Source organism: Arthrobacter sp. 3Tela_A (genome assembly GCF_049311025.1).
In the GTDB taxonomy this organism is placed as follows: Bacteria; Actinomycetota; Actinomycetes; order Actinomycetales; family Micrococcaceae; genus Arthrobacter_B.
On sequence record NZ_JAXIOM010000027.1, the window covers coordinates 1 to 24,674 of the forward strand.

Here is a 24,674-nt window from a genome sequence, read left to right on the forward strand (position 1 = left end):
GCCTCCGCCGGCCGCTCCCGTGAACGATCCTGCCGGTGCCCAGGCCTACGCTTCCTCGCTGATGTCCGGTTACGGCTGGGGCAGCGGCGAGTTCCGGTGCCTCGTGGATTTGTGGAACCGGGAATCAAACTGGCAGACCAGCGCCATGAATCCCTACAGCGGGGCCTACGGAATTCCGCAGTCACTGCCCGGGGACAAGATGGCGGCGGCGGGCAGTGACTGGCGGACCAGCTACCGCACTCAGATTCACTGGGGGCTGAGCTACATCAGCCAGCGCTACAAAGCCCCGTGTGGGGCCTGGGCCCACTCGGAGTTAAAGGGTTGGTATTAAAGCGGTTCCGTTACCGGAATGCAACACTGCCGTTACCATTTCGCGATCTGTCCCAGAAATGCTGTGTACAGTCCCGGACCTATGGAGAACTCACAGGGCCGTCGTGAACAGAGGCAGCAGCGCGTCATTCAGCGCCGCCGCAACCGGAGGAAGGTTGGGGCCGTAGCCGTCCTCGGCGGAATCATGGTGGTCGGAACCGCCGGCAGCGCAGTCGGAGAAGAAGACCTGCGGGCCACGGCAGGCATCCAGCTGGCCAGCCTTGCCCTTCCGCTGTTCACTGATGCACCTGCACCGGAGCCTGCCTCTTCGCCGTCAGCGACACCGGAAACCGAAAGCACGGATGCTCCTGCAGAACCGACGCCGGACGCGGAGGATGATGCAGCACAGCAGGCCACGGCCCAGCAGGCTGCCGAGGCCGAGCAGGCCGCCGCCGCGGCGGAGGCAGAAGCAGCCCAGGCTCCCGCGGCGCGTGAAGCCGAAGCTGCCGCTGCCGCCGAAGCTGCTGCTGTAGCCGAAGCTGCCGCTGCCGCCGAGAAGGCTGCTGCGGAACTGGCCGCAGCCGAGGAAGCAGCGCGCATTGCCGCTGCCTCGGTTCCCGTCGACGATCCCGCAGGCGCCAAAGCCTATGCCGCGTCAGTCCTGGGCGGCCATGGCTGGGAGGCATCCCAGATGACCTGTCTGGACACCCTGTGGACCAAGGAATCCGAATGGCTGACCAGCGCCACCAACGCCAGCTCCGGGGCATACGGCATCCCGCAGGCGCTGCCCGGCGTCAAGCTCGCCACAGCCGGCGGTGACTGGCAGACCAACTACCGCACGCAGATCAACTGGGGCCTGACCTACATCGAGTCCCGCTATGGCAGCCCCTGCTCGGCACTGAACTTCCACTACGCCAACAACTGGTACTAGGCCCGAACCGCCGGGAGGGCACTTGCGGCTCTTCCCAGCGCTGAAAAGACCCCCAACTGGCCTCTCGGGGGAAATTGCGGAGCGGGTGCCGGCGGGACGTACCCTTGTAGGGTGAGCCTGTCTGTATCCCGTCCCGTGTCCGAACCGCTAGCCGGCCCGGCCACCGAAGAGCACCAGCGCACCTACCAGGTGCGGACCTTCGGCTGCCAGATGAACGTCCACGACTCCGAACGGATTTCCGGCCTCCTCGAAGGCGCCGGTTACGTCCCGGCCCAGGAGGGCGACGCCGACGTCGTCGTCTTTAATACCTGCGCCGTGCGCGAGAATGCGGACAACAAGCTTTACGGCAACCTCGGACAGCTGGCACGGGTCAAGGAATCCCGCCCCGGCATGCAGATCGCGGTCGGCGGCTGCCTGGCCCAGAAGGACCGTGACACCATCCTGGCCAAAGCCCCGTTTGTTGATGCCGTCTTCGGCACCCACAACATCGGCGCCCTGCCTGCCCTGCTGGAGCGCGCACGGCACAACGACGCAGCGCAGCTGGAGATCCTTGAATCCCTCGAGGTCTTCCCCTCGACGCTGCCCACCAAGCGGGATTCCGTCTACTCGGGCTGGGTCTCCATCTCCGTCGGCTGCAACAACACCTGCACGTTCTGTATTGTCCCGTCCCTGCGCGGCAAGGAACGCGACCGGCGCCCGGGGGAGATCCTCGCAGAAGTCCAGGCACTGGTGGATGACGGCGCGATCGAAGTGACCCTTCTGGGCCAGAACGTGAATTCCTACGGCGTTGAGTTCGGAGACCGCGGTGCCTTCGCCAAGCTGCTGCGCGCCTGCGGATCCATCGAAGGGCTTGAACGGGTCCGCTTCACCAGCCCCCACCCGGCGGCGTTTACCGACGATGTCATCGACGCCATGGCCGAAACCCCCAACGTGATGCCCCAGCTGCACATGCCGCTGCAGTCCGGTTCGGACAAGGTCCTCAAGGACATGCGCCGGTCCTACCGGTCCAAGAAGTTCCTTGGCATCCTGGAGAAGGTCCGCCGGCAGATGCCGCACGCCGCCATCTCCACGGACATCATCGTCGGGTTCCCGGGGGAGACGGAGGAGGACTTCCAGGCAACGCTCGACGTCGTTGAGCAGGCCAGGTTCGCCACCGCCTTCACCTTCCAGTACTCCAAGCGTCCCGGAACACCGGCTGCCGAGCTGCCGGACCAGCTGCCCAAGGCCGTGGTGCAGGAGCGCTTCGAGCGGCTCACCGCCCTGCAGGACCGCATCGCCGCCGAAGAGAACGCCAAGCAGGTCGGCACCACGGTCGAGGTCATGGTTACCGCCGCAGCAGGCCGCAAGTCGGAGGAAACCGGGCGGCTGTCCGGCCGGTCCCGCGACCAGCGCCTGGTGCACTTCACCGTGCCCGACGGCGCACCGGTTCCGCGCCCGGGAGACCTCGTTACCGTTCCGGTCACGTCCGCAGCGGCCTTCCATCTGGTGGCGGATCCGGCGACGGCCGCCGATTATTCGCTGCGCCGTTCCCGCGCCGGGGATGCCTGGGACCGCTCGCAGGCACAATCCTGCGGCGTTCCGGCGCCTGCCGCCGGCGGCACGGCCCGCGCAGGCGTCTCGCTTGGCATGCCTGCCCTGCCGCCGCGCCGGTGACTGCCGCACCGCTGCCCGTTCTCGCCGTCGTCGGTCCCACCGGAACCGGGAAGTCCGACCTCGGCGTGGCGCTGGCCCGGCACCTCGGCGGGGAGATCATCAACGCCGACTCCATGCAGTTCTACCGCGGCATGGACATCGGCACGGCCAAGCTGCCCGAAGCCGAACGGGGCGGCATCCCGCACCACCTGCTGGACATCCTGGACGTGACGGAAGAGGCCAGCGTCTCCGCGTTTCAGGCCCAGGCCCGGGAGACAATCGACCAGATCCGTTCCCGCAGCCGCTACCCGATCCTGGTGGGCGGTTCCGGACTCTATGTCCGGGCGGCACTGGACGTGCTTGAATTCCCGGGCACGGATCCGCAGCTCCGGCAGCGGATCGAAGCGGAACTGGAGAGCGAGGGCTTCGAAGCACTCCGGGAAAGGCTGCGGGCCGTGGATCCCGTCTCCGCCGGCCGGGTGGGCGACGCCCGCCGGGTGGTCCGGGCCCTGGAAGTTTACGAACTCACCGGGCGTCCGTTCAGCTCGTTTATGCCCGACCGCACCTACCACCAGCCCGCCATCCAGCTGGGGCTCGACGTCGAACGTCCCCTGCTGCATGAACGCCTGGCCCTGCGCGTGGACCGGATGGTCCGGCTCGGCCTGGTGGAGGAAGTCCGCGCACTGGACGCTGCCGGGCTGCGCACCGGACGGACCGCCTCGCGTGCCCTGGGCTACGCCCAGTTCCTGAAAGTCCTCGACGGGCTCTGGAGCACGGAACAGGCCGTCGAAGACACTGTTGTGGCCACCCGCCAGTTTGCACGCCGTCAGCTCACCTGGTTCCGTGCCGATCCGCGCGTCACGTGGCTGGATGCCAAGGATCCCAACCTGCTTCAGTCGGCGCTCACCGCTATTCTGGATCAGTGAGCACAACTTCCCCCGCCGCCCTGTCCGCCTCCGGTCTGCCGTCCGGCCTCGCCGGTCTCGCCTTCGCGAAGGGACACGGTACCGGCAACGACTTTGTCCTGGTTGCCGACCCGGACGGACTTCGGGACTACGACGCCGCCGAAGTAGCCGCAGTCTGCGACCGCCACAACGGCATCGGCGCCGACGGCTTCATCCGCGCAGTGCGCTCCGAGCACCTGCCCGAAGGCCAGGCCCTGCTCCAGACCAATCCGGACGCTGAATGGTTTATGGACTACCGCAACGGGGACGGCAGCATCTCGGAGATGTGCGGCAACGGAGTGCGTGTGTTCGTGCACTTCCTGCTGGAAGAGGGACTCGTGCAGCTCGCCGAAGGCCAGGCGCTGCCGATCGGCACCCGCGGCGGCCTGAAGACCGTAACCCGTACGGAGAACGGCTACGCCGTGGACATGGGCCCCTGGGAGTTCATCTTCCCGGACCACGCTGCTGCCAAGGCCATGGATACTGTGGTCAATGCGGGCGGCCTGGAAGTGCCCCGGCCGGGGCTTTCGGTCAGCATGGGCAACCCGCACACCGTCGTGGCGCTGGCTGAACTGACCGAGCTCGCCGCCACGGACCTGACCAGGGCACCCTCGGTGGAACCCGTCCCGGAAGAGGGCACCAACGTTGAGTTTGTGGTTCCTGCGGAACCCCTGGTGGTCGATGGCGTGGGGCAGCTGACCATGCGCGTGCACGAACGCGGGGTGGGGGAAACCCTGTCCTGCGGCACCGGAGCCTGCGCCGCAGCTGCCGCGACCCGTTTCTGGGCCGGTGCCGGAGCTCCGAACAGCTGGAGTGTGGCAGTGCCCGGAGGAGTCCTTGGCATCCGGTTCCTGACCGGCCCGGAAGGGCTTGAGCACGTGGAACTGAGCGGACCGGCCGTACTGGTAGCCCGCGGAACCCTGCTTTAGCGGAGCCCGCGCCGTCGGGCGCCTCAGGCGCTGCGCCGGACCATCAGGATGCGGAAGGACTTCGCGGTGCTGTGCCGGGTCACGTCAAAGTCCGGGCCCAGGTTTTCCTCCAGCCAGCGCTGGAGTGAATCCGAGCCCAGGTTCTTCTGCACTACCAGCCACGCCGTGCCGCCGGGAGCCAGCCGCGGAAGCCACAGCAGCAGCAGGGCGTGCAGCTCATCCTTGCCGATCCGGATGGGCGGGTTGGACCAGATGGTCTCAAAGCGCAGGGACGGGTCGACGTCGCCGGGCAGGGACGCGTGGACATTGCCCAGTCCCAGCGTGGCGGCGTTGTCCCGGGTCAGGCCCAGGGAGCGTTCGTTGACATCCACGGCGTACACGTGTGCCTGCGGAGACTTCAGCGCCATGGTCAGCGCGATCGGCCCCCAGCCGCAGCCAATGTCGAGCAGATTGCCGGCGGCGGCTGGATCGGGAATACCGGAGAGCAGTACCTGCGTTCCCTTATCAATGCCGTCGGGGGAGAAGATCCCTCCGGAAGTTGCGAGGGTGACCTCGCGTCCTGCCAAGGTGACACGCAGCGGCCTGCGGACCTCCGGCGTCGCCGGCTGCGAACTGAAGTAATGCTCTGAACCCATAACTACCAAGATTAGTGGCTGCGCGGCTTTCGGGCCCATTCGGCTCCGCAGCCCGGGAATGCACTTATTGCACAACCCTCCGGATCCCCGCCACAATGTGGGTCCACTGGCCTACCATGGTTAACACCGCGTCTAAGGAGATTATGACCATCAACAATTCCCGTCCCGCTGCCGGCTCAGAGCCCACAGATCTCGCGCCCGAAGAAATCCAGGGCGTGATCGACCGGATCCTGGCCAAGGAGGACGCAGCTGCTGCCAAGCAGAGCGTGAACCCCGCCGGCGGATTCCGCGGTCAGGCACAGGCCTTGTCCGCACAGCAAGCGGAGCACTCTGACTATGACGGGGATCAGCAGGATCTCGCGGACCGCCGTGCCCTGCGCCGTGTGGCCGGATTGTCCACCGAGCTTGAGGACGTCACCGAGGTTGAATACCGGCAGCTGCGGCTTGAGCGTGTTGTGCTCGCCGGGCTGTGGACGGAAGGCACTGCCGCCGACGCCGAGAACTCCCTGCGCGAACTTGCTGCCCTGGCTGAAACGGCCGGGTCCGAGGTGCTGGATGGAATGATCCAGCGGCGCCTGAAGCCGGACCCCGGAACCTTCCTCGGCTCGGGCAAGGCACAGGAACTCAAGGACGTTGTGATGGCCACCGGAGCGGATACCGTCATTGTGGACAGCGAGCTCTCGCCGTCCCAGCGCCGCGGACTGGAAGACATCGTCAAGGTGAAGGTCATTGACCGCACCGCCCTGATCCTGGACATCTTCGCCCAGCACGCCAAGTCCCGCGAGGGCAAGGCGCAGGTTGAACTGGCACAGCTGGAATACCTGCTTCCCCGGCTGCGCGGCTGGGGCGAATCCATGTCCCGGCAGGCTGGCGGTCAGGTCGGCAGCGCCGGAGCAGGCATGGGCTCGCGCGGCCCCGGTGAAACCAAGATCGAGCTGGACCGCCGGAAGATCCGCACCCGCATGGCCAAGCTGCGCCGCGAAATTGCAGGCATGAAGCCGGCCCGCGAAACCAAGCGCGCCAACCGCCAGCGCAACCAGATTCCCTCCGTAGCGATCGCCGGCTATACCAACGCCGGCAAGTCCTCGCTGCTGAACCGGCTCACCGACGCCGGCGTGCTGGTGGAGAACGCCCTCTTCGCCACCCTGGACCCGACCATCCGCCGCGCCGAGACTCCGGACGGCTTGGGCTACACCCTGGCCGACACCGTGGGTTTTGTGCGGTCACTGCCCACCCAGCTGGTCGAAGCCTTCCGCTCCACGCTGGAGGAAGTCGCCGACTCGGACCTGATCCTGCACGTGGTGGACGCCTCCCACCCGGATCCTGAAGGGCAGATCGCAGCGGTCCGCTCCGTGCTGGCCGACGTGGATGCGCGCCGGATCCCGGAGATCATCGTGCTGAACAAGGCCGACGCTGCGGACCCGTTTGTCATCGAGCGGCTGCGGCAGCGCGAACCGCGCACCGTCGTGGTCTCTGCCCGCACCGGCGAAGGCATCGATGAACTGCTGCAGGCCATTTCAGAGGGCATCCCGCGCCCGGGTGTTGAACTTGAACTGCTGGTTCCGTACGAGCGCGGCGACGTAGTCTCCCGCCTGCACAGCCAGGACGCTGAGATCCTGCGCCTGGACCACGAGGAAAGCGGAACCCGGATGCGGGTCAAGGTCCGCGATTCGCTGGCTCCGGAGCTGGAGCCGTTCCTCAGCCATGCCTAAGAAAGACACCGCCGCTGAGGTCCTGGACCTGCTGGAGACGGCCGTTTCAGCCATGGGCGGCCAGCAGCGTCCCGGCCAGCAGCAAATGGCGCGGGAAGTGGCCGAGTCCATCGAATCCGGCCAGCACCTGCTGGTCCAGGCCGGGACCGGCACCGGTAAGTCACTGGCGTACCTGGTGCCTCTGATCCACCACGCACTGGAGAGCACCAAACCCGCGCTGGTCTCCACGGCTACGCTGGCGCTGCAGGCCCAGATCGTGGGGCGAGACGTTCCGCGCCTGCTGGCCGCGCTCAAGCCCAAGCTGCCGCGCGAAGTGGACGTTGCCCTCCTGAAGGGCCGCAGCAACTACGTCTGCGTGCACAAGACGGGCGGCGGGTTCCCCGACGACGACGATCCCGGAGCGCTGTTTACGCTCGGTGAGGAAAAGGCCGTCTCCCATCCGGCTCCCGCGGCGGGACCGACGTCGGCGCTGGGCCGCGAAGTCGTGCGCCTGCGGGACTGGGCGGAGGAAACCGAAACCGGTGACCGGGACGAACTGCTGCCCGGCGTCAGTGACCGTGCCTGGCGGCAGGTCTCCGTGACGGCGATGGAATGCCTGGGCGCGCAGCGCTGCCCGGTGGCAGAGCACTGCTTCAGCGAACAGGCCCGTGCCAAGGCGGCTGTGGCGGACCTGGTCATCACCAACCATGCGATGCTGGCCATCAGTGCGTTCGAAGGCCTGGCCGTGCTCCCGGACTACGACGTGGTGGTGATCGATGAGGCCCATGAACTGCAGGACCGGGTCACCGGCGCGGTCACCGGACAGCTCTCCGGCACCGTGATCAGTGCAGCCGTAACTGCCGCCCGCAAGCACACCTCCGCCTCGGTGGAGGAACTGGCAGCTGCAGGCCGCGCGTTTGACGCTTCCGTGGAGGGGCTGCCCGCTGGCCTGATGCCCTCCGGCCTCAACGAAGAACAGCAGCTGGCGGTCTCCCGGGTGCGCGAAGCCGCCCGGGTGGCGCTGTCCGATTCCAAGCCCGAGGGCGGTGACGCCGGCGACGGCGGGCGGCAGATGGCCCGCTCCCGGCTACTCGCAGTGCTGGAACTGTGTGAACGGCTGCTCGAGGCACCGGATTCGGGGGAAGTGCTCTGGTCTTCCCGGCCCAGCACGTTCTCACCCGGGGAAGGGTACTCCCCGCCTGATGATTCAGCTCCGGCGACCCTGAACGTCGCGCCGATCTCCGTAGCCGGACGTCTCCGGGACGGGCTCTTTGACGGGCACACCGTGGTGCTTACCTCAGCCACCCTGGCGATCGGTTCCGAGTTTGGGCCGGTGGCGGGAGGCCTGGGCCTCAGCGGTGCCGGGGCACCTTCCTGGTCGGGAACCGACGTCGGCAGCCCCTTCGACTATCCCCGGCAGGGCGTCCTGTATGTGGCTAAGGATCTGCCCAAACCGGACCGGGGCACCTCACCGGCGCAGCTGGCAGAACTGGAGGCGCTGCTGAAGGCATCCGGCGGAGCTGCACTGGGCCTGTTTTCCTCACGGCGCGCCGCGGAAGAAGCCGCGGCAGCGCTGCGGGACAAGGTGGATTTCCCCATCCTGTGCCAGGGTGAGTCCTCCATGTCCGCCCTGGTGAAGGAGTTCGCCGAAGATGACGCGACCTGTCTGTTCGGGACCATGTCCCTGTGGCAGGGAGTGGATGTTCCCGGCGAAGCATGCCGGCTGGTGGTCATTGACCGTATTCCGTTCCCGCGTCCCGATGATCCGCTGATGACGGCGCGGACCAGGGCAGTGGCCAAAGCCGGCGGCAACGGGTTTATGAGCGTTTCTGCAACGCACGCCGCCGTCCGGCTGGCCCAGGGCGCCGGCCGGCTGATCCGCGCTGCGGGGGACCGCGGCATGGTGGCCGTGCTTGATTCCCGGCTCGCCACCGCCCGGTACGGCGGGTTCCTGCGGGCGGCGCTGCCGCCGTTCTGGTCCACCACCGACAGGTCTGTGGCGCTTGGCATCCTCGAACGGCTGAACGCCGGACAGCGCGCCGGAGCCTAGTTCCGTACCCCGGGAACCCACCCGGCCTGGGCGGGCGTGCTACAGGGAGCGCATTACCGACACGACTTTGCCCATGATGGTGGCGTGGTCGCCCATGATGGGTTCGTAGCGGGTGTTCTGCGGCAGCAGCCAGGTGTGGCCGTTGCGCTGCCGGAAGGTCTTGACCGTGGCTTCGTCGTCCAGCAGGGCGGCAACAATGTCGCCGTTCTCTGCGGTCTGCTGGCGGCGGACCACTACCCAGTCACCGTCGCAGATCGCGGCGTCGACCATCGAGTCACCGGAGACCCGGAGCATAAAGAGTTCGCCGTGGCCCACCAGCTGGCGGGGGAGCGGAACCATTTCCTCTACGACCTGGTCGGCCAGGATCGGTCCGCCTGCTGCGATCCGTCCGACCAGCGGGACCATTGCCGTATCCACTGCGGTAGTCAGTTCCGTGACGGATGCGGGCGCTCCGGTGCCGGCCGGGGAGTCCGCTGGATCGGTCTGCTCCTTGTGCATCAGCAGGGGCACCAGGATCTCCATGGCGCGCGGACGCTTCGGATCGCGGCGGATGTAGCCCATCTTCTCCAGCTGGCTCAGCTGGTGCGTGACGCTGGAGAGGCTGGCAAGCCCAACCGTGTCACCAATCTCGCGCATCGACGGCGGATAACCGTTGGCGCTGACGGACGCCTGGATGGTTTCCAGGATCTTCTTCTGCCGCGGGGTCAGTGCCCGGGGACGAGGGGAGTCGGCCGCAGCAGCGGCAGCCGGGCGGCCTTCGGAGTCAGTCCTACGGGGCACTTCGGCTTCCCTTCAAGCGTTCCGGACGACCCGGAGAGGCGGCAATGTCAGTGGCGGGTGTTTTCCTTTAGTCCGAACGCTGCTGCCGGAGAGCCATGCATCTCAGAACGCTCAGAGGATCGATCTGGGAAACGGGCGAATCCGGCAGTAATCCGAAGGTTTCCTGCCGATACCCACGCTAGGGGAGCGGAAGGTCATTTTCAAACATTTGTTCGAGTGAGTCTCGACAGCGTTCGTAGATAGATGCTAGAAAAGGAACAGCAGGAATCGAATACATGTTCGATTCAAGGATGCCAACAGTTCGAATCCACTTTCGAAGCCGGGGATGCGCCGGTGCGGAAAGGACTCGGGCCGGAAAGGTTTAGCCATGTCCGTTCAGTTTGCGGCAGCCCGTACTTCACTGGGCTCCATTCGCTTCATTCCCGCTCCTCACCGTGCCGCAGGACGCCCCAGTGCGGAACAGCCCGCGGCGGCCCGTTCGGCGGCTGAACGCCGTCCCGCACCGGCCGGTCCGCTGAAACTGACCCGCCGGGGCCGTCTTCTGCTCATCGGCGCTCCGGTCCTGCTCGGCGGAGCCGCGCTGCTGACCTTCATCGGTTTCTTCACAGCGCCCGCCCTGGCCTCCAGCGACAGTGCCGAGGTGACGCGCACCCAGCAGGTCAGTGTGAGCACCGGAGACAGCCTGTGGAGCCTCGCCGGACAGTACGCGCCTGAACGTGATCCGCGTGCCGTCGTCGCCGACATCATCGAACTGAACAACCTTGCCGACGACGTCGTTCCCGTCGGCGTGCAGCTCTACATTCCGGTAGCGGGCTAGACAGTCCCCAGCAGTATCCGGCGCGATCGGTCCGTCACCTTTACGGCCGATTCTGCGCCCCGGCAGCCAGCGCCTTAAGCTGTACGGGTGAACGAACAGCTGGAAAAACTCAACCGCCTTCCCCTGCGAGATGACCTGCGGGGCCAAACCCCGTACGGGGCTCCGCAGCTGGAAGTGCCGATCCTGCTGAACGTCAACGAGAACACTCACGGACTGCCGCAGGAAGTCGCGGACGCTATCGCCGACTCGGTGCGGGAAGCCGTCACGGGGCTCAACCGCTACCCCGACCGCGAGTTCACCGAACTGCGTGAACGCCTGGCCTCCTACCTCGGCCACGGACTGGCAGTCGAAAACATCTGGGCCGGAAACGGATCCAACGAGGTCCTGCAGCACATTCTGCAGGCCTTCGGCGGCCCGGGACGCACTGCCATGAGCTTCCCTCCCACGTACTCCATGTACCCGCTGCTCTCTAGCGGTACGGGTACCGAGTACATCACCGGCACCCGTGCCGCGGACTTTACGCTTAGCGTCTCATCAGCTGCCGGGCAGGTTCGGGATGCGAAACCGAACATCGTTTTTCTTTGCACCCCGAACAACCCCACCGGCACGGCCCTGGGACTGGATGTTGTGGAAGCCGTGTACGAGGCGGGCGAGGCCAGCAATGCCATTGTGATCGTGGATGAGGCATACGCCGAGTTCTCCCACGCCGGCACCCCGAGTGCGCTCTCACTTCTCCCCGGCCGGGAACGGCTGATCGTCTCGCGGACCATGAGCAAGGCCTTCGCCCTGGCCGGCGCCCGGCTCGGGTACATGGCCGCTGCCGCTGAGGTCACCGATGCCCTCCGTCTGGTCCGCCTGCCGTATCACCTCTCGGCCGTCACGCAGGCCACCGCCAACGCTGCCCTGGCCCACGCGGATGCGCTGCTGGCCAATGTGGAGGACATCAAGGGCCAGCGCGACCGGATCGTGTCCGAGCTGACCGAAATGGGCCTGCAGCCGGCCGAATCAGACGCCAATTTCGTCCTCTTTGGCGGACTCGAAAACCCGCGGAAGACGTGGCAGGGACTCCTTGATGCGGGCGTGCTGATCCGCGACGTCGGAATCCCGGGGCATCTTCGTGTAACCGCGGGCACGGAAGCGGAAACCACTGCCTTCCTCACCCGGCTGCGCGAGCTGCTCTCCGCGTAGCGCAGCGAGCACCGGCAGGGTGCGCAAACACTAGACTGGTAATCAGAGCCCCTTCTTCCTAAGGAACCTTTATGACCGTGGAGACCGCCACCGGCCGTACGGCCCGCCTTGAGCGGACCACCAGCGAATCATCCGTCCTCGTGGAACTGGATCTGGACGGCACCGGCCGCTCAGACATCAGCACCTCCGTGCCCTTCTATGACCACATGCTCACGGCGCTGGCCAAGCACTCGCTGATCGACCTCACGGTCAAGGCCACCGGCGACACCCACATCGACGTCCACCACACGGTGGAGGACGTAGCCATCAGCATCGGCGAAGCGCTGAAGACCGCGCTGGGATCCAAGGCCGGCATCCGCCGGTTCGGTGAAGCCACGGTGCCGCTGGATGAGGCGCTGGCCAACGCCGTCGTCGACATTTCCGGCCGCCCCTACCTGGTGCACTCCGGCGAACCGGCCGGGCAGGAATACCACCTGATCGGCGGCCACTTCACCGGGTCGCTGACCCGGCACGTCTTCGAAGCGATCACCCTGCACGCACAGATCTGCCTGCACATGACCGTGCTCGGCGGCAGGGATCCGCACCACATTGTGGAAGCGCAGTTCAAGGCCTTCGCGCGCGCCCTCCGTGCCGCTGTGGAACCGGATCCCCGCGTTGAGGGAATTCCCTCCACGAAGGGCGCACTGTGAGCCGCAACGTCACGGTCCTTGACTACGGTTCGGGGAACATCCACTCCGCTGTCCGTGCCCTGGAACGGGTCGGGGCGAACGTCACCCTGAGCTCCAAGTCCTCCGATGTCCTGGAAGCAGACGGCCTGGTCGTTCCCGGCGTGGGCGCGTTCGCCGCAGTGATGCAGGGACTCAAGGACGTCGATGCGCTGCGGATGATCGGACGCCGCGTGGCGGGCGGACGCCCGGTGCTGGGCATCTGCGTGGGACTCCAGGTGCTGTTCGATGAAGGCGTTGAGCACGGCGTCCGGACCCAGGGCATGGGCGAATGGCCCGGCGTCGTGGAACGTCTCGCAGCCGACGTAGTTCCGCACATGGGCTGGAACACCGTGGAAGCCCCTGCCGGATCGCGGCTCTTTGCCGGCATCGAAGACGAACGGTTCTACTTCGTGCACAGCTACGGTGTGCAGAAATGGGACTTCGACGTTACCCAGCCGGCTATGCAGCCGCCGCTGGTGACCTGGGCCAACCACGGCGGCCCGTTCGTTGCCGCAGTGGAGAACGGTCCGCTCAGCGCCACCCAGTTCCACCCGGAGAAGTCCGGGGACGCCGGAGCTGCCCTGCTTGAAAACTGGCTAAAGGGATTGGGATAAGGCATGTGGAGTGTTGTCCTCATGGGCCTGGCCGGTCTGCTGATCGGCGGAGCCATTTCCTTCCGGCGGCAGGGCATGCCGCGCTTTGTCTCCATCAGTTTCTGGATCCTGGCGGGTATGTCCCTGCTCGGCGCCTACGTCCTTACCCTCGGCCTCTGAGCCGGCACCATCACTGAAAGCAGGACCATGTCCCTCACCGAAACACCCATCCTCGAACTGCTCCCGGCCGTGGACGTAGCTGACGGCCAGGCCGTCCGCCTGGTCCAGGGCGAAGCAGGTTCTGAGACCAGCTACGGCGACCCGCTGGATGCTGCCATGGCCTGGCAGAACGACGGCGCTGAGTGGGTGCACCTGGTGGACCTGGACGCAGCCTTCGGCCGGGGAAGCAACCTGCCGCTGCTCAAGCGCGTGGTGGAAGAACTTTCCATCAAGGTGGAGCTCTCCGGCGGCATCCGCGATGACGCCTCGCTGGAAAAGGCACTTGAACTCGGCGCACGCCGCGTGAACCTGGGCACCGCCGCCCTGGAGAACCCGGAATGGACCGCCAGCGCCATTGCCCGCTACGGCGACGCGATCGCCGTCGGGCTCGATGTCCGCGGCACCACGCTCGCTGCCCGCGGCTGGACCAAGGAAGGCGGGGACCTCTGGGAGGTTCTCGCCCGCCTGGAGGACGCCGGCTGCCCGCGTTACGTCGTCACCGACGTCACCAAGGACGGGACCCTCCGCGGTCCGAACGTGGACCTGCTGCGTGACGTGCTGGCACGCACCGACCGCCCCGTCGTCGCCTCCGGCGGCATCTCCAGCCTGGATGATCTGGCTGCCCTGCGCGAACTGGTTCCCCTGGGCCTGGAAGGAACCATCGTGGGCAAGGCACTGTACGCCGGTGCCTTCACGCTTCCCGAGGCGTTCGACGTCGCCGGCCACCCGGAGCGCTAGCAGCGGTGGCTAAGCGCGAACTGCCCGGGCACATTGCCGCGGCACTGGCAGCCGCCGGGGGGCTGGCGGACTCCGCGGGTGTGCCCTGGGCGGGGCGCAGCCTTGAAGGTGAAGGCAACCCGCTGCACCAGTTCGACAAGGACGACGGGCAGCCGGACGCCGGGTACACCAGCGCCGTCCAGGCTCTCGTGGCCGGCACGGGCACGGAAACCGGAGTCATCAAGTCGCTGGCCACCGCCCGCGTCTACGTGGCGATCGTGGCAACGCTGGGCGAGGAAGCGGAATCCGAGCACGGGCTCACAGCTGACAAGGAAGCAGACCTTGCGCTGGTGACCCTCACTGCCCCCGACGGCCGCAAGGCGCTGCCGGTCTTCTCCTCCGTCGATGCGCTCTCGCGCTGGCACGCGGAGGCCCGCCCGGTGGCCGTGTATGCACCGCGCGCGGCACTGTCCGCCGTCTCGGAGGAGGCACAGCTGCTGGTCATCGATCCCGGCAGCGATGTGACTTTTGTGGTCCGCCGGCCCGCTATGTGGGCGCTGGCGCAGCAGCGCGAATGGATGCCTTCCTATGAGGACCCCGCGCTGGCTGGGATCGTTACCGAGGCAGCCGGCCACGAACCGGCTATCCGCCAGGTCCGGCTGAGCGCCGGCGGCGGCGTAGCCTCGCGCACGGCAGAGGGTAGGCTGGTTTCCGGCGGCGGCGCCGGACCGGAACTGAGGATTGTCCTCCAACTGGCACCGGGACTGGACGCGGCAGGTGTCAAGTCCCTCGCAGCAGCGCTGCAGCAGCGCCTTGCCAGCCATCCTGAATTCGTTGAGCGCGTTGATTCCCTGGAACTGAAAATCACGCGCTGACCGGCCGGAACGGCCAGAAGAGAAGTGCAGTGAACTTTAGTGTCTACCGGGACCTGCTGGCCATCGTCCCGGTCCGCCGGCTGCTCCTGGTCGGTATGATTGCGCGTTTCCCGCACGCTGCGGCCGGCGTGCTCCTGACCCTCCACGTAGTGCTCACCCTGGACAAGGGTTATGCCGCTGCCGGAGCGGTGGCGGCACTGGTGACCATCGGCATCGCCGTCGGCGCCCCCTGGCGGGGGCGGCGGGTGGACAACGTGGGGCTCCGCAAAGCGCTGATTCCCTCGGTCATCTCTGAAGCCGTCATCTGGTCCGTTGCCCCGCACGTGAGCTATGAGTGGCTGCTGGTGCTGGCACTGATCGGCGGCATTTTCACGCTGCCCGTGTTCAGTGTGGTCCGCCAGTCCCTGGGCATCCTTGCTACGGGGGACAAGCGCCGGACGGCCTTCACCCTTGACTCGATTGCCACCGAAGTGGTGTTCATGGGAGGCCCCGCCGTCGGTGCGGTCCTGGCCACCTCTGTTTCCACCGCCGTCGGGCTCACCCTGGTGGGCCTGTGCACGGCCTGTGCAGGCCTGTTCCTGATGTGGTTCAATCCGCCCACGCGTTCTGAATCCCTGAAGGCCCCGGAGCACGACGTCGAAGCCGCCACCGCAGCCGTTGTCTCCTCCGCGCCCGCCCACCTGGGCGAACCTGCGGCCGAACTGGCGCAGGCCGCCGGTGCAGCCGCTGAGGAGGAGGATCCAACCCTGCGCGGCGGGCTGCTTGCCCGGGTGACCGCCGGCTTCTCCTGGATGACCCTCAGCGTTGCAGTGGTGTTCGCGGTAGCCGCCGGTGCCGGCCTGCTGCTGGCGGGCAGCGACGTCGGCATCGTGGCATCGGTGGAAGCCTCCGGAAATCCCGGACAACTCGGGATCGTCTTCGCCGTGTGGTGCTTCGCCTCGCTGGTTGGCGGCCTGGTCTACGGGGCAATGAAGCGGCGCATTTCGCCGATGCTGCTGCTGCTGGCGATGGCGGTGCTGACCCTGCCCATGTCCCTGGCCACGGATACGCTCAGCCTTGCCCTGCTCTCAATTCCCGGCGGACTGCTGTGCGCACCGGTGCTGTCCGCGGCCTCGGAGCGCGTGGCTGACCTGGTCCCCGAGGAGCGCCGCGGAGAAGCCATGGGCTGGTATGGCTCTGCCCTCACCACGGGTACAGCGATTGGTGCGCCGCTGGTGGGCATGGCGATTGACCTGGTGGGTCCAGGGGCAGGTTTTGCCTTCGCCGGGTCGGCCGCCGCGCTGATGGTACTGGTCACTCTCGGCGCCCGTGCCGTGGTTAACTCCCGGCGTGCGCACGTCTAGACAACTGCCGCACTAAACGCAGCCGGGGCCCGAAGAGCGCCCTCTTCGCCCCCCGGCCTTGGTGCGGGAAAATTAGTTGACGGGTCCGGTGAACTTCTCGCCGGGGCCCTGTCCGGGAGCATCCGGAACGGAGGAAGCTTCGCGGAAAGCGAGCTGCAGGGAACGCAGCCCGTCGCGCAACGGACCGGCGTGCTGGCTGCCGATTTCCGGAGCGGCGGCGGTGACAAAGCCAGCCAGCGCGGTAATCAGCTTGCGGGCCTCGTCCAGGTCCTTGAGGTCCTCGGCGTCGGCGCCTTCAGCCAGGCCGCACTTCACGGCCGCGGCACTCATAAGGTGGACGGCGGCGGTGGTGATAACTTCAACTGCCGGTACTTCGGCGATGTCGCGGACCTGAGCCGAAACGGGGCTCTCGGAATGGGTGTGGTTTTCTTCTTCGGAGGTTCCGGGGAAGGAATGGCGGGAAGAATCGCCAGCCGGATTGCTCTGTGGGGTACTCATACTGGTAAGCTTGTCACAGACCGACCGGTAGACGTTATTTGCAGCAGCTCACCGATGATGAAAATCGATGGGCTGCTGTTGCAGGTAACGGAACCGGTATGCAAGCGGAGACTCTCCCACCCGCGTCAGCCTGATAAATCCCGCCTCACGGCAGGATCAGAGTTGCCGGGTTCTGGTCGGCCTTCCAAGGCAGCATCTTCGGATGAACGCCTGGAAGCGCACTGTTCGCAGTGCCAGCCGATCCTCGAGGCCTCCGATTGCGCGTGCAATTGGGGGCCTTCTTCAGTTGCAGGCGGTAGCCGTTTTGAGTCAAACAGGAGCTGCAACATTAGCGAGCCAAGAATCAATGATCGGATCCGTGTCCCTGAGGTGCGGTTGGTAGGACCGGCTGGGGAACAGGTAGGTGTGGTCCGGATCGAGGACGCCCTTCGTCTGGCAGCGGAGTCCGACCTGGATCTTGTAGAGGTAGCACCGCAGGCAAAGCCGCCGGTGTGCAAACTAATGGACTTCGGCAAGTACAAGTACGAAGCCGCAGTCAAGGCCCGTGAGGCGCGCAAGAACCAGACCAACACGGTCCTGAAGGAAATCCGTTTCCGCCTCAAGATCGACACCCACGACTACGAGACCAAGCGCGGGCACGCCCTTCGCTTCCTCGCTGCGGGTGACAAGGTCAAGGCCATGATCCAGTTCCGCGGACGTGAGCAGCAGCGCCCTGAGATGGGTATCCGTCTGCTGCAGAAGTTCGCTGAGGACGTCTCCGAGGTGGGTGTGGTTGAGTCCAGCCCCCGCATTGACGGCCGGAACATGGTCATGGTGATCGGCCCCCTGAAGAACAAGGCCGAAGCCAAGGCCGAAGCCCGCCGCGCCTCTCAGCGCGCCGAGGCCAAGGCTGCCAACGAAGCCGCCAAGAAGGGCGAAGCTCCGGCACGGGTTGATACCAGTGCCGACAAGGCGCCCATGACGCAGAGCCTGGCAGATCTGCTGCCGGACGGCCTGCGCCTTGGTTCCTCCGCAGCAGAGGCCGACAAGGCCCGCGCCGAGCAGGAGCAGGCTGAGAAGGCAAAGGCAGCACAGGCCGCCAAGGCCGCTGCGGACAAGGCTGCTGCCGATGCCCGCCGTGCGGAGGACGCAGCGAAGGCTGCTGCCGCCAAGCCGGCACAGGCTGCCAAGCCCGCTGCGGCACCGGCACCTGCAAAGCCGGCTGAAGCGCCGAAGCCCATGGCAATGCCCAAGCCGACTGCTGTGAAGCCGTCCGTGCCGAAGCCCGCTGCCCGGCCGAAGCCGGCAGCTGCGCCCAAGCCTGCTGGCAAGGCACCGGCACCCGGTGCAGGCCAGAAAAAGCCTGGCACAGCGGAGTAGGCCACCGCGCAACACCGCTAGAAACGCCCAGGCGTCCCTAGGAAACCCTGGCACCTGTTACAGGTGCCCATATCCCCGCGGGTTTGTACCGCGGAAACCAAAAGGAGATCGGTTCCCATGCCGAAGATGAAGACCCACAGTGGCGCCAAGAAGCGCTTCAAGCTGACCGGCACCGGCAAGCTCAAGCGCCAGCAGGCCAACCGCCGCCACTACCTGGAGCACAAGTCCTCCCGCCTGACCCGCCGTCTCGCCGGTGACAAGATCGTCACCCCGGGCGAGGCCAAGGTCATCAAGAAGATGCTCGGCAAGTAACCATCTTCCCCAGCGGTTCTGAGAAGGACTGCTCCATATATCAACTAACTTTCCCGCGGCCCGTCAGAGGCCGCAGCACCGGTAGTGTGCACGGGACTATTTCTAAGGAGTACGCACGTGGCACGTGTGAAGCGGGCGATTAACGCCCATAAGAAGCGTCGGGTAATCCTCGAGCGCGCCAAGGGTTACCGCGGACAGCGTTCGCGCCTGGTCCGCAAGGCCAAAGAGCAGCTGCTGCACTCGTATGTGTACAGCTACGGTGACCGCCGCAAGCGCAAGGGCGACTTCCGCCGCCTGTGGATCCAGCGCATCAACGCTGCTTCCCGCGCCAACGGCCTGACCTACAACCGTCTGATCCAGGGCCTGAAGGCTGCTGAGATCGAGGTAGACCGCCGCATGCTGGCCGAGCTGGCCGTGAACGACGCCAACGCGTTCGCCACCCTGGTCCAGGTTGCCAAGGACGCACTGCCGTCCGACACCTCCGCTCCGGCCGCTGCTGCTGCAGCTCCGGCCGCCAAGAAGGCACCGGCCAAGGCTGCTCCGGCTGCAAAGGCTGCTCCGGCTGCCACTGCTGCTGTTGCTGACGGCGGCTTCAAGGCTTCCGAAGGCGAAGCTCCCGAAGGCTACGTCATCAAGGGTGCCGCAACCGGCAAGTACCACGTTCCGGGTTCCACCTGGTACGAGCAGACTGAAGCTGAGTACTGGTTCAACTCCGTGGAAGCAGCCAAGGCTGCCGGCCTGGAGCCTGCTGGCGGCGAAAACCGCCAGAAGTTCCAGGGCTAATTTCGGTACCTGCTGAACATGTTTGACGCCGGACGCCCCCCAGCGCCGCTGATGTCCAATCCCCGAGCTGATCGGGTGAAGGAAGCAGCGAAGCTGGCGGGGCGTTCGGCGCGTTTAAAGACCGGCCGTTTCCTGGCCGAAGGACCCCAGGCCGTCCGTGAGGCGCTTGTTGCGCACCGTGCCGCCCTTGCGGAAGGCCGGGCCGGCGTCGTCGTCGAGGCGTATGCCACGCAGGCGTGCCTGGACCGGCTCCCGGAACTTGCCGAGCTGGCAGAGCAGGCCACACTGCGCCTGGCCACGGACGAGGTCCTGGCCGCCATGGCAGACACCGTCACGCCGCAGGGGATTGTGGCTGTTTGCCGCATCCAGTCCCCGTCGCTTGACGACGTACTGGCCACGCGGCCCAAACTCCTCGCCGTGATGTGCGAGGTACGGGACCCCGGCAACGCCGGAACGATCCTGCGTGCGGCGGACTCAGCCGGCGCGGACGCGGTGATCCTCACTGCCTCCAGCGTGGACATCCACAATCCAAAAGCCGTACGGTCCACCGTCGGCTCACTGTTCCACCTGCCCGTGGTTTCGGGCGTGGACTTCGCTGAACTTTCCTCCCGGCTGCACGAAGCCGGGATCACCATCCTCGCGGCTGACGGCTACGGCAGCCAGGACCTGGACGCGCTCCAGGATTCCTCGGCCCTGCGCCGCCTGGCGCCCGCCGCAGACACGCCCGGTGACACCGGGCCGCGGCTTGAGGATCCCTCTGCCTGGCTGTTCGGCAACGAAGCCCAGGGCCTGGCCGAGGACGAGCTTGAAGCCGCTGACTACCGCGTAGCCGTTCCTGTTTACGGGCAGGCCGAGAGCCTCAATGTGGGCACGGCAGCAACTGTGTGCCTCTACGCATCCGCGCGGGCCCAGAACCGCTAGAACCGCGTTGGCGGCGGCCCGTGCCGCCCTCCGTTCCCAGGCGCCGTCCCGGCAGCCGCGGTCTTTTCCGCTGCGTTTACCGGACGACGCCGGTCCAGGGCACCACTGAGCAGTGCAACTCCCAGCCCCAGCAGTGCCAGGACAGCACCGACGATTGCCGGTGAGCGGAAACCCCAGCCCCAGGCGATAACCAGTCCGCCGGCCATAGCGCCCAGGGCGTTGGCCATGTTCAGGGCGGCGTGGTTCAGCGAGGACGCGAGTGATGCCGCGCCGGGGGAGACATCGAGCAGGCGGGTCTGCAGTGCGGGCGTCAGGGCAGAGCCGATGGCGCCGACCAGGAAGACCAGGATGATGGCGCCGGCCTTGTACTGCACACCCCAGGCGTACACGGCCAGGATGACCACCGTGCCTGCCAGTACGGCGTAAATGCTGCCCATCACGGAACGGTCGGCAATCCGGCCGCCCACGATGTTGCCCACTACCTGACCGACGCCGTAAAGGCCCACGATCAGCGGCAGCACTCCCATGGAGAAACCTGCAACCTCTGTCATGGTGGGGGAGATGTAGGTGTAGACGGCGAAGAACCCGCCGAAGCCGACGGTGCCCACCAGCAGGGCCAGCCACATCTGCATGCGGCGCAGCGCACTGAGCTCGCGCCTGATGCTGGCATCCGGGTGCGCCGCCTGGAAAGGAACGAACCAGGCCACCAGCGCCACGGTCAGCAGGGCAATGGCACCAACGAGGACGAACATCCAGCGCCAGCCGGCCAGCTGGCCCAGCCAGGTTGCGAACGGCACGCCGATCACGTTGGCGATGCTCAGGCCCAGCATGACCATCGAGATGGCCCAGCCTCGGCGGGTCGGGGCCACCAGGGATGCGGCGATCACGGCTGCGACGCCAAAGAAGGCGCCGTGGGGCAGCCCGGACAGGAACCGGGTGACCAGCAGCCACCCGTAGTCCGGGGCAATGAAGGATGAAAGATTGGCCACGGCGAAGAACGCCATCAGTCCCAAGGCCAGCCACTTGCGCGGCATCTTGGCTCCGGCGGCTGCAAGCAGAGGCGCACCAACAACGACGCCGAGGGCGTAGGCGGAGATGACGTGCCCGCCTTCGGGGACGGAGACACCGAGCTCGGCGACCATCTCCTGAAGCAGTCCCATGATGGCGAACTCGGTGGTGCCGATGGCGAAACCGCCGGCGGCAAGGGCCGTGATGGCCAGGGAAACGTGGCGGGTTTTGGGCGTCGCTACGCGCAGGGAAGGCATAAGTGGGGGTGCTTTCGGATCAGCGGTTGCCGCGGAGCCGTGGAAAAGGCACGGGCGCGTCTGGCGGCCCGGGGCCGGAGCATGGACGCTGCCGTTGGCCGGGGCCAAACGGCCACGATGCCGTTCCTTCCAATTCTAGGCCAGCGGGCACCGTAGACTCGATCTGTGTCGAATTCAGAACTGAAGCAGGTAGTCGGAGCCGCGATCGTGGATGACCTGGGCCAGCCGCGGAGCCTGCTGGCTGCCCGGCGCACGGCCCCGGAAGCCTATGCCGGCATGTGGGAGTTTCCCGGCGGCAAGGTTGAACCGGGGGAGTCCTGCGAAGCGGCCCTGCACCGCGAGCTCACCGAGGAGCTTGGCGTCGAAGTGATTCTGGGAGCGGAGGTGGACGGACCCCTTGAACAGGGCTGGCCGCTGAATGCCAAAGCCGCGATGCGGGTGTGGCTGGTTGAGGTGAAGACCGGGGAGCCGCAGCCGCTCGAGGATCACGATGAGCTGCGCTGGGTCCGCCTGGATTCCCCGGAGCTTGCTGAACTGCCCTGGATTCCGGCAGACCTTCCAATTGTCACGGCGGTTCGCGCGGCCGCGGGTCAGCCCCCGGCAGGATCCGCCTAGCCGGGGCCCCGCCGCCGCTGGGGCCCCGCCACGGGACGCCGGTCAGGCGTCCGCGAGGATCGCATCCATCTGTGACATGGCGCAGGCCACGCCGTCAATGGCGCCCATGGAGATCTGTTCCTCCATCTGCTCCCGGTCCGCAAATGCCGTCACGACTTCAACGACCGTTCCCCCGTCCCGGGCGGTGAAGGTGACGGTGACGTCGGAGATTGGCATGTCGTCCCGGCGGGTGCCGTCCTCCTCGGCAAAGCCGTCGCGGAAGCGCAGCTTCTCCGGCGGGTCGACCGAGAGCACCTCCCACCAGCCGTGGTATGTCTGTCCGTCCGGTCCGGTCATGAAGTAGGTGACCGTGCCCCCGGGCGTCAGATCGTGCTGCGGAACTGTGGCGGGGTGCGTGGGCGGACCCCACCACCGCTCGAGCTTCCGTGGGTCGGCCCACAGCTCCCAGACTCGCTCGGGAGCTGCCTCGAACTCCGCGAGGGCGGTGATGGTCAGGGTGTCGTATTCCTTGTCGATGCTCTTCAGGCCCATGACTGATCTCCTCTACCGGGGTCCATCCCCGGGCGTTTCCTGCCGCAGCAGGTCGGACATCCGGTTCAGCCGGCCTTCCCAGGCCTCAGCCAGCGCGTCCAGCGCGCGGTGTGCCTGGTCGACGGCGTCCGGTGCGGTGCTCACGAGCTGTTCCCTCCCGTGGCGAACCTTGATGACCAGGCCTGCCCCTTCAAGGACCGCGACGTGCTTCTGCACTGCCGCGAAACTCATGGGATAGGCCTCGGCCAGCCGCGATACTGACAGCTCGCCTGCGGCCGCACGGCGCAGGATGTCCCTGCGTGTGCTGTCCGCCAGGGCATGGAACAGGCGGTTCACGGCTTCGTCTGACAACGCATCTACAACCATTTGGTTGTAATTTAGGACGCGCTCAGCCACTGGTCAAGGCCTCGCACGAACTAAAAAAGCGTCCCGGCAGCGACGGGCAGTCCCGCTGGAGTCTTCGGGGCCGGCCGGGACGCGCCGCGTGTGGCGAGGAACTGGTTCCTGCCGGCGAAGCCGTGGCGTTTCTTGAAGTGGTTGATCCGCCCCGCGAGCCACTGCCGGTATTCCTTTGAGGCGTAGGTGCCTCCGTTGTACAGCTTGTCGTAGTGCGCGGAAAGCTGCGGATAATCACGGTCCAGCCACTGCCGGTACCACTCGCGTGCACCCGGTCGCAGGTGCAGGGCGCCGGCCGTGACGGAGGTTGCGCCGGCGTCGGCCAATGCGGAGAAGAGGGCATCGAGGGACTCATCGCCGTCGGTCAGCCACGGCAGGATCGGCATGGCCATCACGTTGCAGTCCATGCCGGCCTCCCGGATGCGCCGGATCAGGTCCAGCCGCGCTTTCGGGGACGGTGTACCCGGCTCAACCCGGTTGGCCAGCTCCGGATCCAGCAGTGCCAGCGAGATGCCCATGCTGATGCTGGTCTGCTGCGAGGCTTCGGCCAGCAGCGGCAGGTCGCGGGCAAGCAGGGTTCCCTTGGTCAGGATGGAGAAGGGTGTTCCGCTGTCCGCCAGTGCGCGGATGATGTCCGGCATGAGCTTGTAGCGGCCTTCGGCGCGCTGGTACGGGTCGGTGTTGGTACCCATGGCCACGTGTTCGAACTGCCACGACGGCTTTGCGAGCTCCTTGCGCAGGATCTCGCCGGCGTTGGTTTTGACCACCAGCTGACTGTCGAAGTCCGCGCCGGTGTCCAGGTCCAGATAGCTGTGTGTCTTGCGGGCAAAGCAGTACACACAGGCATGGCTGCAGCCGCGGTATGGGTTCACGGTCCATCCGAAGGGCATGGAGGAGGTCTTCGGCACCTTGTTCAGGACGGATTTCGCGAGTACCTCGTGGAACGTTACGCCCGCGAACCCCGGTGTCTGCACGGACCGGACCAGTCCCTGCAGGGGAAGCAGTGCATCTGCGGTCGGCGCTGCTTTTGGTTCCTGTTCCTGCCACCTCATGCCCACCATTAGAACATACGTTCGAATTCCCGCCTACCCCTCGAGAGGCCAGTTGCGGCTCTTTTCAGCGCCGAAAAGAGCCGTAACTGGCCTTTCGGCGGGGAGAGGGACGGGGTCGGTAGCCGCCGTCGGCAAGTCCGGCCAGGATCTCAAAGATGTTCGACGACGCCGGGTTCCCGGAACGCAGTTTGGAGAACCCGGCTGCAGCGAAGTAAAGCGGCAGGAACGCCAGTCCCAGCACGGCGTACTGGCTGCTGTGCCTTGCCTCATGCCGCAGCAGAGCGGATGCGGGTTCGACGGCGAACGCCCCGGATACCCGGGAACGGTAAAGGATCACGTTGCCTAGGGTGAAGGCTGCCGCGCGGGGGAGCTGAAGGCTCCAGCCTCCGGCCAGCAGCAGGCCGCCGGGGCCGCGCCGCACCGGCACCCGGCCCAGTCGGGCAGCCAGCAGTCCAGCCGCCGTCGTGCCGTTGGCCAGGTTCACTGCGCGGCGCAGGGACTGCATACGGGACAGGGGTGGGCTCATGCGCCCATGTTAGGGGAGGATCATGCCTTCACACTGCCCGGACGGGGAGCATGAGT

Annotated in this window: 26 protein-coding genes and 2 pseudogenes; 20 read left to right on the top strand and 8 right to left on the bottom strand. The window is 66.6% G+C overall.

Annotated features, from left to right (window positions below; genetic code table 11):
• The 5 genes and pseudogenes from TVC13_RS09580 to dapF all read left to right on the top strand — a co-directional run.
• Window positions 1–331: pseudogene (locus tag TVC13_RS09580) on the top strand (transglycosylase); the annotation flags it as partial.
• Window positions 332–412: 81 nt separating this feature from the next.
• The gene (locus tag TVC13_RS09585) at window positions 413–1,240 is read left to right on the top strand and encodes a hypothetical protein (protein WP_422400989.1); all 828 of its coding nucleotides are present in this window, start codon (window positions 413–415) and stop codon (window positions 1,238–1,240) included.
• 117 nt (window positions 1,241–1,357) lie between these two features.
• On the top strand, window positions 1,358–2,893 hold the full coding sequence (gene miaB, locus TVC13_RS09590) for a tRNA (N6-isopentenyl adenosine(37)-C2)-methylthiotransferase MiaB (protein ID WP_422401030.1): 1,536 nt from the start codon (window positions 1,358–1,360) through the stop codon (window positions 2,891–2,893).
• Window positions 2,890–3,798 carry a tRNA (adenosine(37)-N6)-dimethylallyltransferase MiaA gene (gene miaA, locus TVC13_RS09595; protein ID WP_422400990.1) on the top strand — a complete coding sequence of 303 codons (909 nt, stop codon included), beginning with the start codon at window positions 2,890–2,892 and terminating at the stop codon, window positions 3,796–3,798. Before miaB ends, miaA begins: the two co-directional genes overlap by 4 nt.
• Window positions 3,795–4,745 (top strand): diaminopimelate epimerase, encoded by a 951-nt coding sequence (gene dapF, locus TVC13_RS09600; RefSeq protein ID WP_422400991.1) that lies wholly within the window; start codon window positions 3,795–3,797, stop codon window positions 4,743–4,745. The genes miaA and dapF overlap by 4 nt, the downstream gene beginning before the upstream one ends.
• A 23-nt stretch (window positions 4,746–4,768) precedes the next feature.
• On the opposite strand, the gene TVC13_RS09605 is transcribed toward dapF, so the two are convergent.
• A complete protein-coding gene (locus TVC13_RS09605; RefSeq protein WP_422400992.1) occupies window positions 4,769–5,380 on the bottom strand; it encodes a class I SAM-dependent methyltransferase in 612 nt (203 codons plus the stop codon).
• Window positions 5,381–5,523: 143 nt separating this feature from the next.
• On the opposite strand from TVC13_RS09605, the gene hflX reads away from it, so the two are divergent.
• Both hflX and TVC13_RS09615 read left to right on the top strand, forming a co-directional pair.
• Window positions 5,524–7,092: a GTPase HflX gene (hflX, locus tag TVC13_RS09610; protein ID WP_422400993.1), complete on the top strand. Its 1,569-nt coding sequence runs from the start codon at window positions 5,524–5,526 to the stop codon at window positions 7,090–7,092.
• On the top strand, window positions 7,085–9,121 hold the full coding sequence (locus tag TVC13_RS09615) for an ATP-dependent DNA helicase (protein ID WP_422400994.1): 2,037 nt from the start codon (window positions 7,085–7,087) through the stop codon (window positions 9,119–9,121). The genes hflX and TVC13_RS09615 overlap by 8 nt, the downstream gene beginning before the upstream one ends.
• Window positions 9,122–9,160: 39 nt before the next feature.
• On the opposite strand, the pseudogene lexA reads toward TVC13_RS09615, so the two are convergent.
• Window positions 9,161–9,832 (bottom strand): annotated as a pseudogene (gene lexA, locus TVC13_RS09620) (transcriptional repressor LexA); the annotation flags it as partial.
• Window positions 9,833–10,268: 436 nt separating this feature from the next.
• On the opposite strand from lexA, the gene TVC13_RS09625 reads away from it, so the two are divergent.
• The 8 genes from TVC13_RS09625 to TVC13_RS09660 all read left to right on the top strand — a co-directional run bounded on the left by TVC13_RS09625 (window position 10,269) and on the right by TVC13_RS09660 (window position 16,360).
• Complete coding sequence (locus TVC13_RS09625) at window positions 10,269–10,718, top strand: LysM peptidoglycan-binding domain-containing protein (protein WP_422400995.1); 450 nt, start codon at window positions 10,269–10,271, stop codon at window positions 10,716–10,718.
• Between the two features lie 87 nt (window positions 10,719–10,805).
• Window positions 10,806–11,906 (top strand): histidinol-phosphate transaminase, encoded by a 1,101-nt coding sequence (locus TVC13_RS09630; RefSeq protein WP_422400996.1) that lies wholly within the window; start codon window positions 10,806–10,808, stop codon window positions 11,904–11,906.
• Between the two features lie 71 nt (window positions 11,907–11,977).
• Window positions 11,978–12,595 carry an imidazoleglycerol-phosphate dehydratase HisB gene (hisB, locus tag TVC13_RS09635; protein ID WP_422400997.1) on the top strand — a complete coding sequence of 206 codons (618 nt, stop codon included), beginning with the start codon at window positions 11,978–11,980 and terminating at the stop codon, window positions 12,593–12,595.
• Complete coding sequence (hisH, locus tag TVC13_RS09640) at window positions 12,592–13,227, top strand: imidazole glycerol phosphate synthase subunit HisH (RefSeq protein ID WP_422400998.1); 636 nt, start codon at window positions 12,592–12,594, stop codon at window positions 13,225–13,227. The genes hisB and hisH overlap by 4 nt, the downstream gene beginning before the upstream one ends.
• Before the next feature lie 3 nt (window positions 13,228–13,230).
• A complete protein-coding gene (locus tag TVC13_RS09645) occupies window positions 13,231–13,386 on the top strand; it encodes a hypothetical protein (RefSeq protein WP_422400999.1) in 156 nt (51 codons plus the stop codon).
• Between the two features lie 27 nt (window positions 13,387–13,413).
• A complete protein-coding gene (gene priA, locus TVC13_RS09650) occupies window positions 13,414–14,163 on the top strand; it encodes a bifunctional 1-(5-phosphoribosyl)-5-((5-phosphoribosylamino)methylideneamino)imidazole-4-carboxamide isomerase/phosphoribosylanthranilate isomerase PriA (protein WP_325786518.1) in 750 nt (249 codons plus the stop codon).
• 5 nt (window positions 14,164–14,168) lie between these two features.
• On the top strand, window positions 14,169–15,017 hold the full coding sequence (locus tag TVC13_RS09655) for an SseB family protein (protein WP_422401000.1): 849 nt from the start codon (window positions 14,169–14,171) through the stop codon (window positions 15,015–15,017).
• A 29-nt stretch (window positions 15,018–15,046) separates the two neighbouring features.
• Window positions 15,047–16,360, top strand: coding sequence for an MFS transporter (locus tag TVC13_RS09660; RefSeq protein ID WP_422401001.1), 1,314 nt, complete (start codon window positions 15,047–15,049; stop codon window positions 16,358–16,360).
• 72 nt (window positions 16,361–16,432) lie between these two features.
• On the opposite strand, the gene TVC13_RS09665 is transcribed toward TVC13_RS09660, so the two are convergent.
• Window positions 16,433–16,858 carry a DUF1844 domain-containing protein gene (locus TVC13_RS09665; RefSeq protein WP_422401002.1) on the bottom strand — a complete coding sequence of 142 codons (426 nt, stop codon included), beginning with the start codon at window positions 16,856–16,858 and terminating at the stop codon, window positions 16,433–16,435.
• A gap of 369 nt (window positions 16,859–17,227) precedes the next feature.
• Between TVC13_RS09665 and infC the strand changes: the two genes are divergently transcribed.
• The 4 genes from infC to TVC13_RS09685 all read left to right on the top strand — a co-directional run bounded on the left by infC (window position 17,228) and on the right by TVC13_RS09685 (window position 20,233).
• Window positions 17,228–18,217, top strand: coding sequence for a translation initiation factor IF-3 (gene infC / locus TVC13_RS09670; RefSeq protein WP_422401003.1), 990 nt, complete (start codon window positions 17,228–17,230; stop codon window positions 18,215–18,217).
• Between the two features lie 117 nt (window positions 18,218–18,334).
• Window positions 18,335–18,529, top strand: coding sequence for a 50S ribosomal protein L35 (gene rpmI, locus TVC13_RS09675; protein WP_055240480.1), 195 nt, complete (start codon window positions 18,335–18,337; stop codon window positions 18,527–18,529).
• Between the two features lie 117 nt (window positions 18,530–18,646).
• Window positions 18,647–19,312, top strand: coding sequence for a 50S ribosomal protein L20 (gene rplT, locus TVC13_RS09680; protein WP_422401004.1), 666 nt, complete (start codon window positions 18,647–18,649; stop codon window positions 19,310–19,312).
• 18 nt (window positions 19,313–19,330) lie between these two features.
• The gene (locus tag TVC13_RS09685) at window positions 19,331–20,233 is read left to right on the top strand and encodes a TrmH family RNA methyltransferase (protein WP_422401005.1); all 903 of its coding nucleotides are present in this window, start codon (window positions 19,331–19,333) and stop codon (window positions 20,231–20,233) included.
• Here TVC13_RS09685 and TVC13_RS09690 read toward each other — a convergent pair.
• Window positions 20,230–21,498, bottom strand: a complete 1,269-nt coding sequence (locus tag TVC13_RS09690; protein WP_422401006.1) for an MFS transporter — start codon at window positions 21,496–21,498, stop codon at window positions 20,230–20,232. The genes TVC13_RS09685 and TVC13_RS09690 overlap by 4 nt on opposite strands.
• A gap of 165 nt (window positions 21,499–21,663) precedes the next feature.
• Between TVC13_RS09690 and TVC13_RS09695 the strand changes: the two genes are divergently transcribed.
• Window positions 21,664–22,113 (top strand): (deoxy)nucleoside triphosphate pyrophosphohydrolase, encoded by a 450-nt coding sequence (locus TVC13_RS09695; RefSeq protein ID WP_422401007.1) that lies wholly within the window; start codon window positions 21,664–21,666, stop codon window positions 22,111–22,113.
• Window positions 22,114–22,155: 42 nt separating this feature from the next.
• On the opposite strand, the gene TVC13_RS09700 is transcribed toward TVC13_RS09695, so the two are convergent.
• From TVC13_RS09700 to TVC13_RS09715, 4 genes are all read right to left on the bottom strand, one after another.
• Window positions 22,156–22,644: an SRPBCC family protein gene (locus TVC13_RS09700; protein WP_422401008.1), complete on the bottom strand. Its 489-nt coding sequence runs from the start codon at window positions 22,642–22,644 to the stop codon at window positions 22,156–22,158.
• Window positions 22,645–22,656: 12 nt separating this feature from the next.
• Complete coding sequence (locus TVC13_RS09705; protein WP_422401009.1) at window positions 22,657–23,010, bottom strand: ArsR/SmtB family transcription factor; 354 nt, start codon at window positions 23,008–23,010, stop codon at window positions 22,657–22,659.
• A 50-nt stretch (window positions 23,011–23,060) separates the two neighbouring features.
• A complete protein-coding gene (locus TVC13_RS09710) occupies window positions 23,061–24,092 on the bottom strand; it encodes an Rv2578c family radical SAM protein (RefSeq protein WP_422401010.1) in 1,032 nt (343 codons plus the stop codon).
• 64 nt (window positions 24,093–24,156) lie between these two features.
• A complete protein-coding gene (locus tag TVC13_RS09715; RefSeq protein ID WP_422401011.1) occupies window positions 24,157–24,618 on the bottom strand; it encodes a hypothetical protein in 462 nt (153 codons plus the stop codon).
• Between the last annotated feature and the right edge of the window lie 56 nt (window positions 24,619–24,674).

Coding starts and splice junctions, on each gene's coding strand:
- priA (WP_325786518.1), top strand. CDS start 13,414: ATGTCCCTCACCGAAACACCCATCCTCGAACTGCTCCCGGCCGTGGAC.
- rpmI (WP_055240480.1), top strand. CDS start 18,335: ATGCCGAAGATGAAGACCCACAGTGGCGCCAAGAAGCGCTTCAAGCTG.
- TVC13_RS09685 (WP_422401005.1), top strand. CDS start 19,331: ATGTTTGACGCCGGACGCCCCCCAGCGCCGCTGATGTCCAATCCCCGA.
- hflX (WP_422400993.1), top strand. CDS start 5,524: ATGACCATCAACAATTCCCGTCCCGCTGCCGGCTCAGAGCCCACAGAT.
- TVC13_RS09585 (WP_422400989.1), top strand. CDS start 413: ATGGAGAACTCACAGGGCCGTCGTGAACAGAGGCAGCAGCGCGTCATT.
- TVC13_RS09705 (WP_422401009.1), bottom strand. CDS start 23,010: ATGGTTGTAGATGCGTTGTCAGACGAAGCCGTGAACCGCCTGTTCCAT.
- TVC13_RS09690 (WP_422401006.1), bottom strand. CDS start 21,498: ATGCCTTCCCTGCGCGTAGCGACGCCCAAAACCCGCCACGTTTCCCTG.
- TVC13_RS09625 (WP_422400995.1), top strand. CDS start 10,269: ATGTCCGTTCAGTTTGCGGCAGCCCGTACTTCACTGGGCTCCATTCGC.
- TVC13_RS09645 (WP_422400999.1), top strand. CDS start 13,231: ATGTGGAGTGTTGTCCTCATGGGCCTGGCCGGTCTGCTGATCGGCGGA.
- TVC13_RS09605 (WP_422400992.1), bottom strand. CDS start 5,380: ATGGGTTCAGAGCATTACTTCAGTTCGCAGCCGGCGACGCCGGAGGTC.
- hisB (WP_422400997.1), top strand. CDS start 11,978: ATGACCGTGGAGACCGCCACCGGCCGTACGGCCCGCCTTGAGCGGACC.
- TVC13_RS09710 (WP_422401010.1), bottom strand. CDS start 24,092: ATGAGGTGGCAGGAACAGGAACCAAAAGCAGCGCCGACCGCAGATGCA.
- TVC13_RS09665 (WP_422401002.1), bottom strand. CDS start 16,858: ATGAGTACCCCACAGAGCAATCCGGCTGGCGATTCTTCCCGCCATTCC.
- TVC13_RS09715 (WP_422401011.1), bottom strand. CDS start 24,618: ATGAGCCCACCCCTGTCCCGTATGCAGTCCCTGCGCCGCGCAGTGAAC.
- TVC13_RS09615 (WP_422400994.1), top strand. CDS start 7,085: ATGCCTAAGAAAGACACCGCCGCTGAGGTCCTGGACCTGCTGGAGACG.
- TVC13_RS09700 (WP_422401008.1), bottom strand. CDS start 22,644: ATGGGCCTGAAGAGCATCGACAAGGAATACGACACCCTGACCATCACC.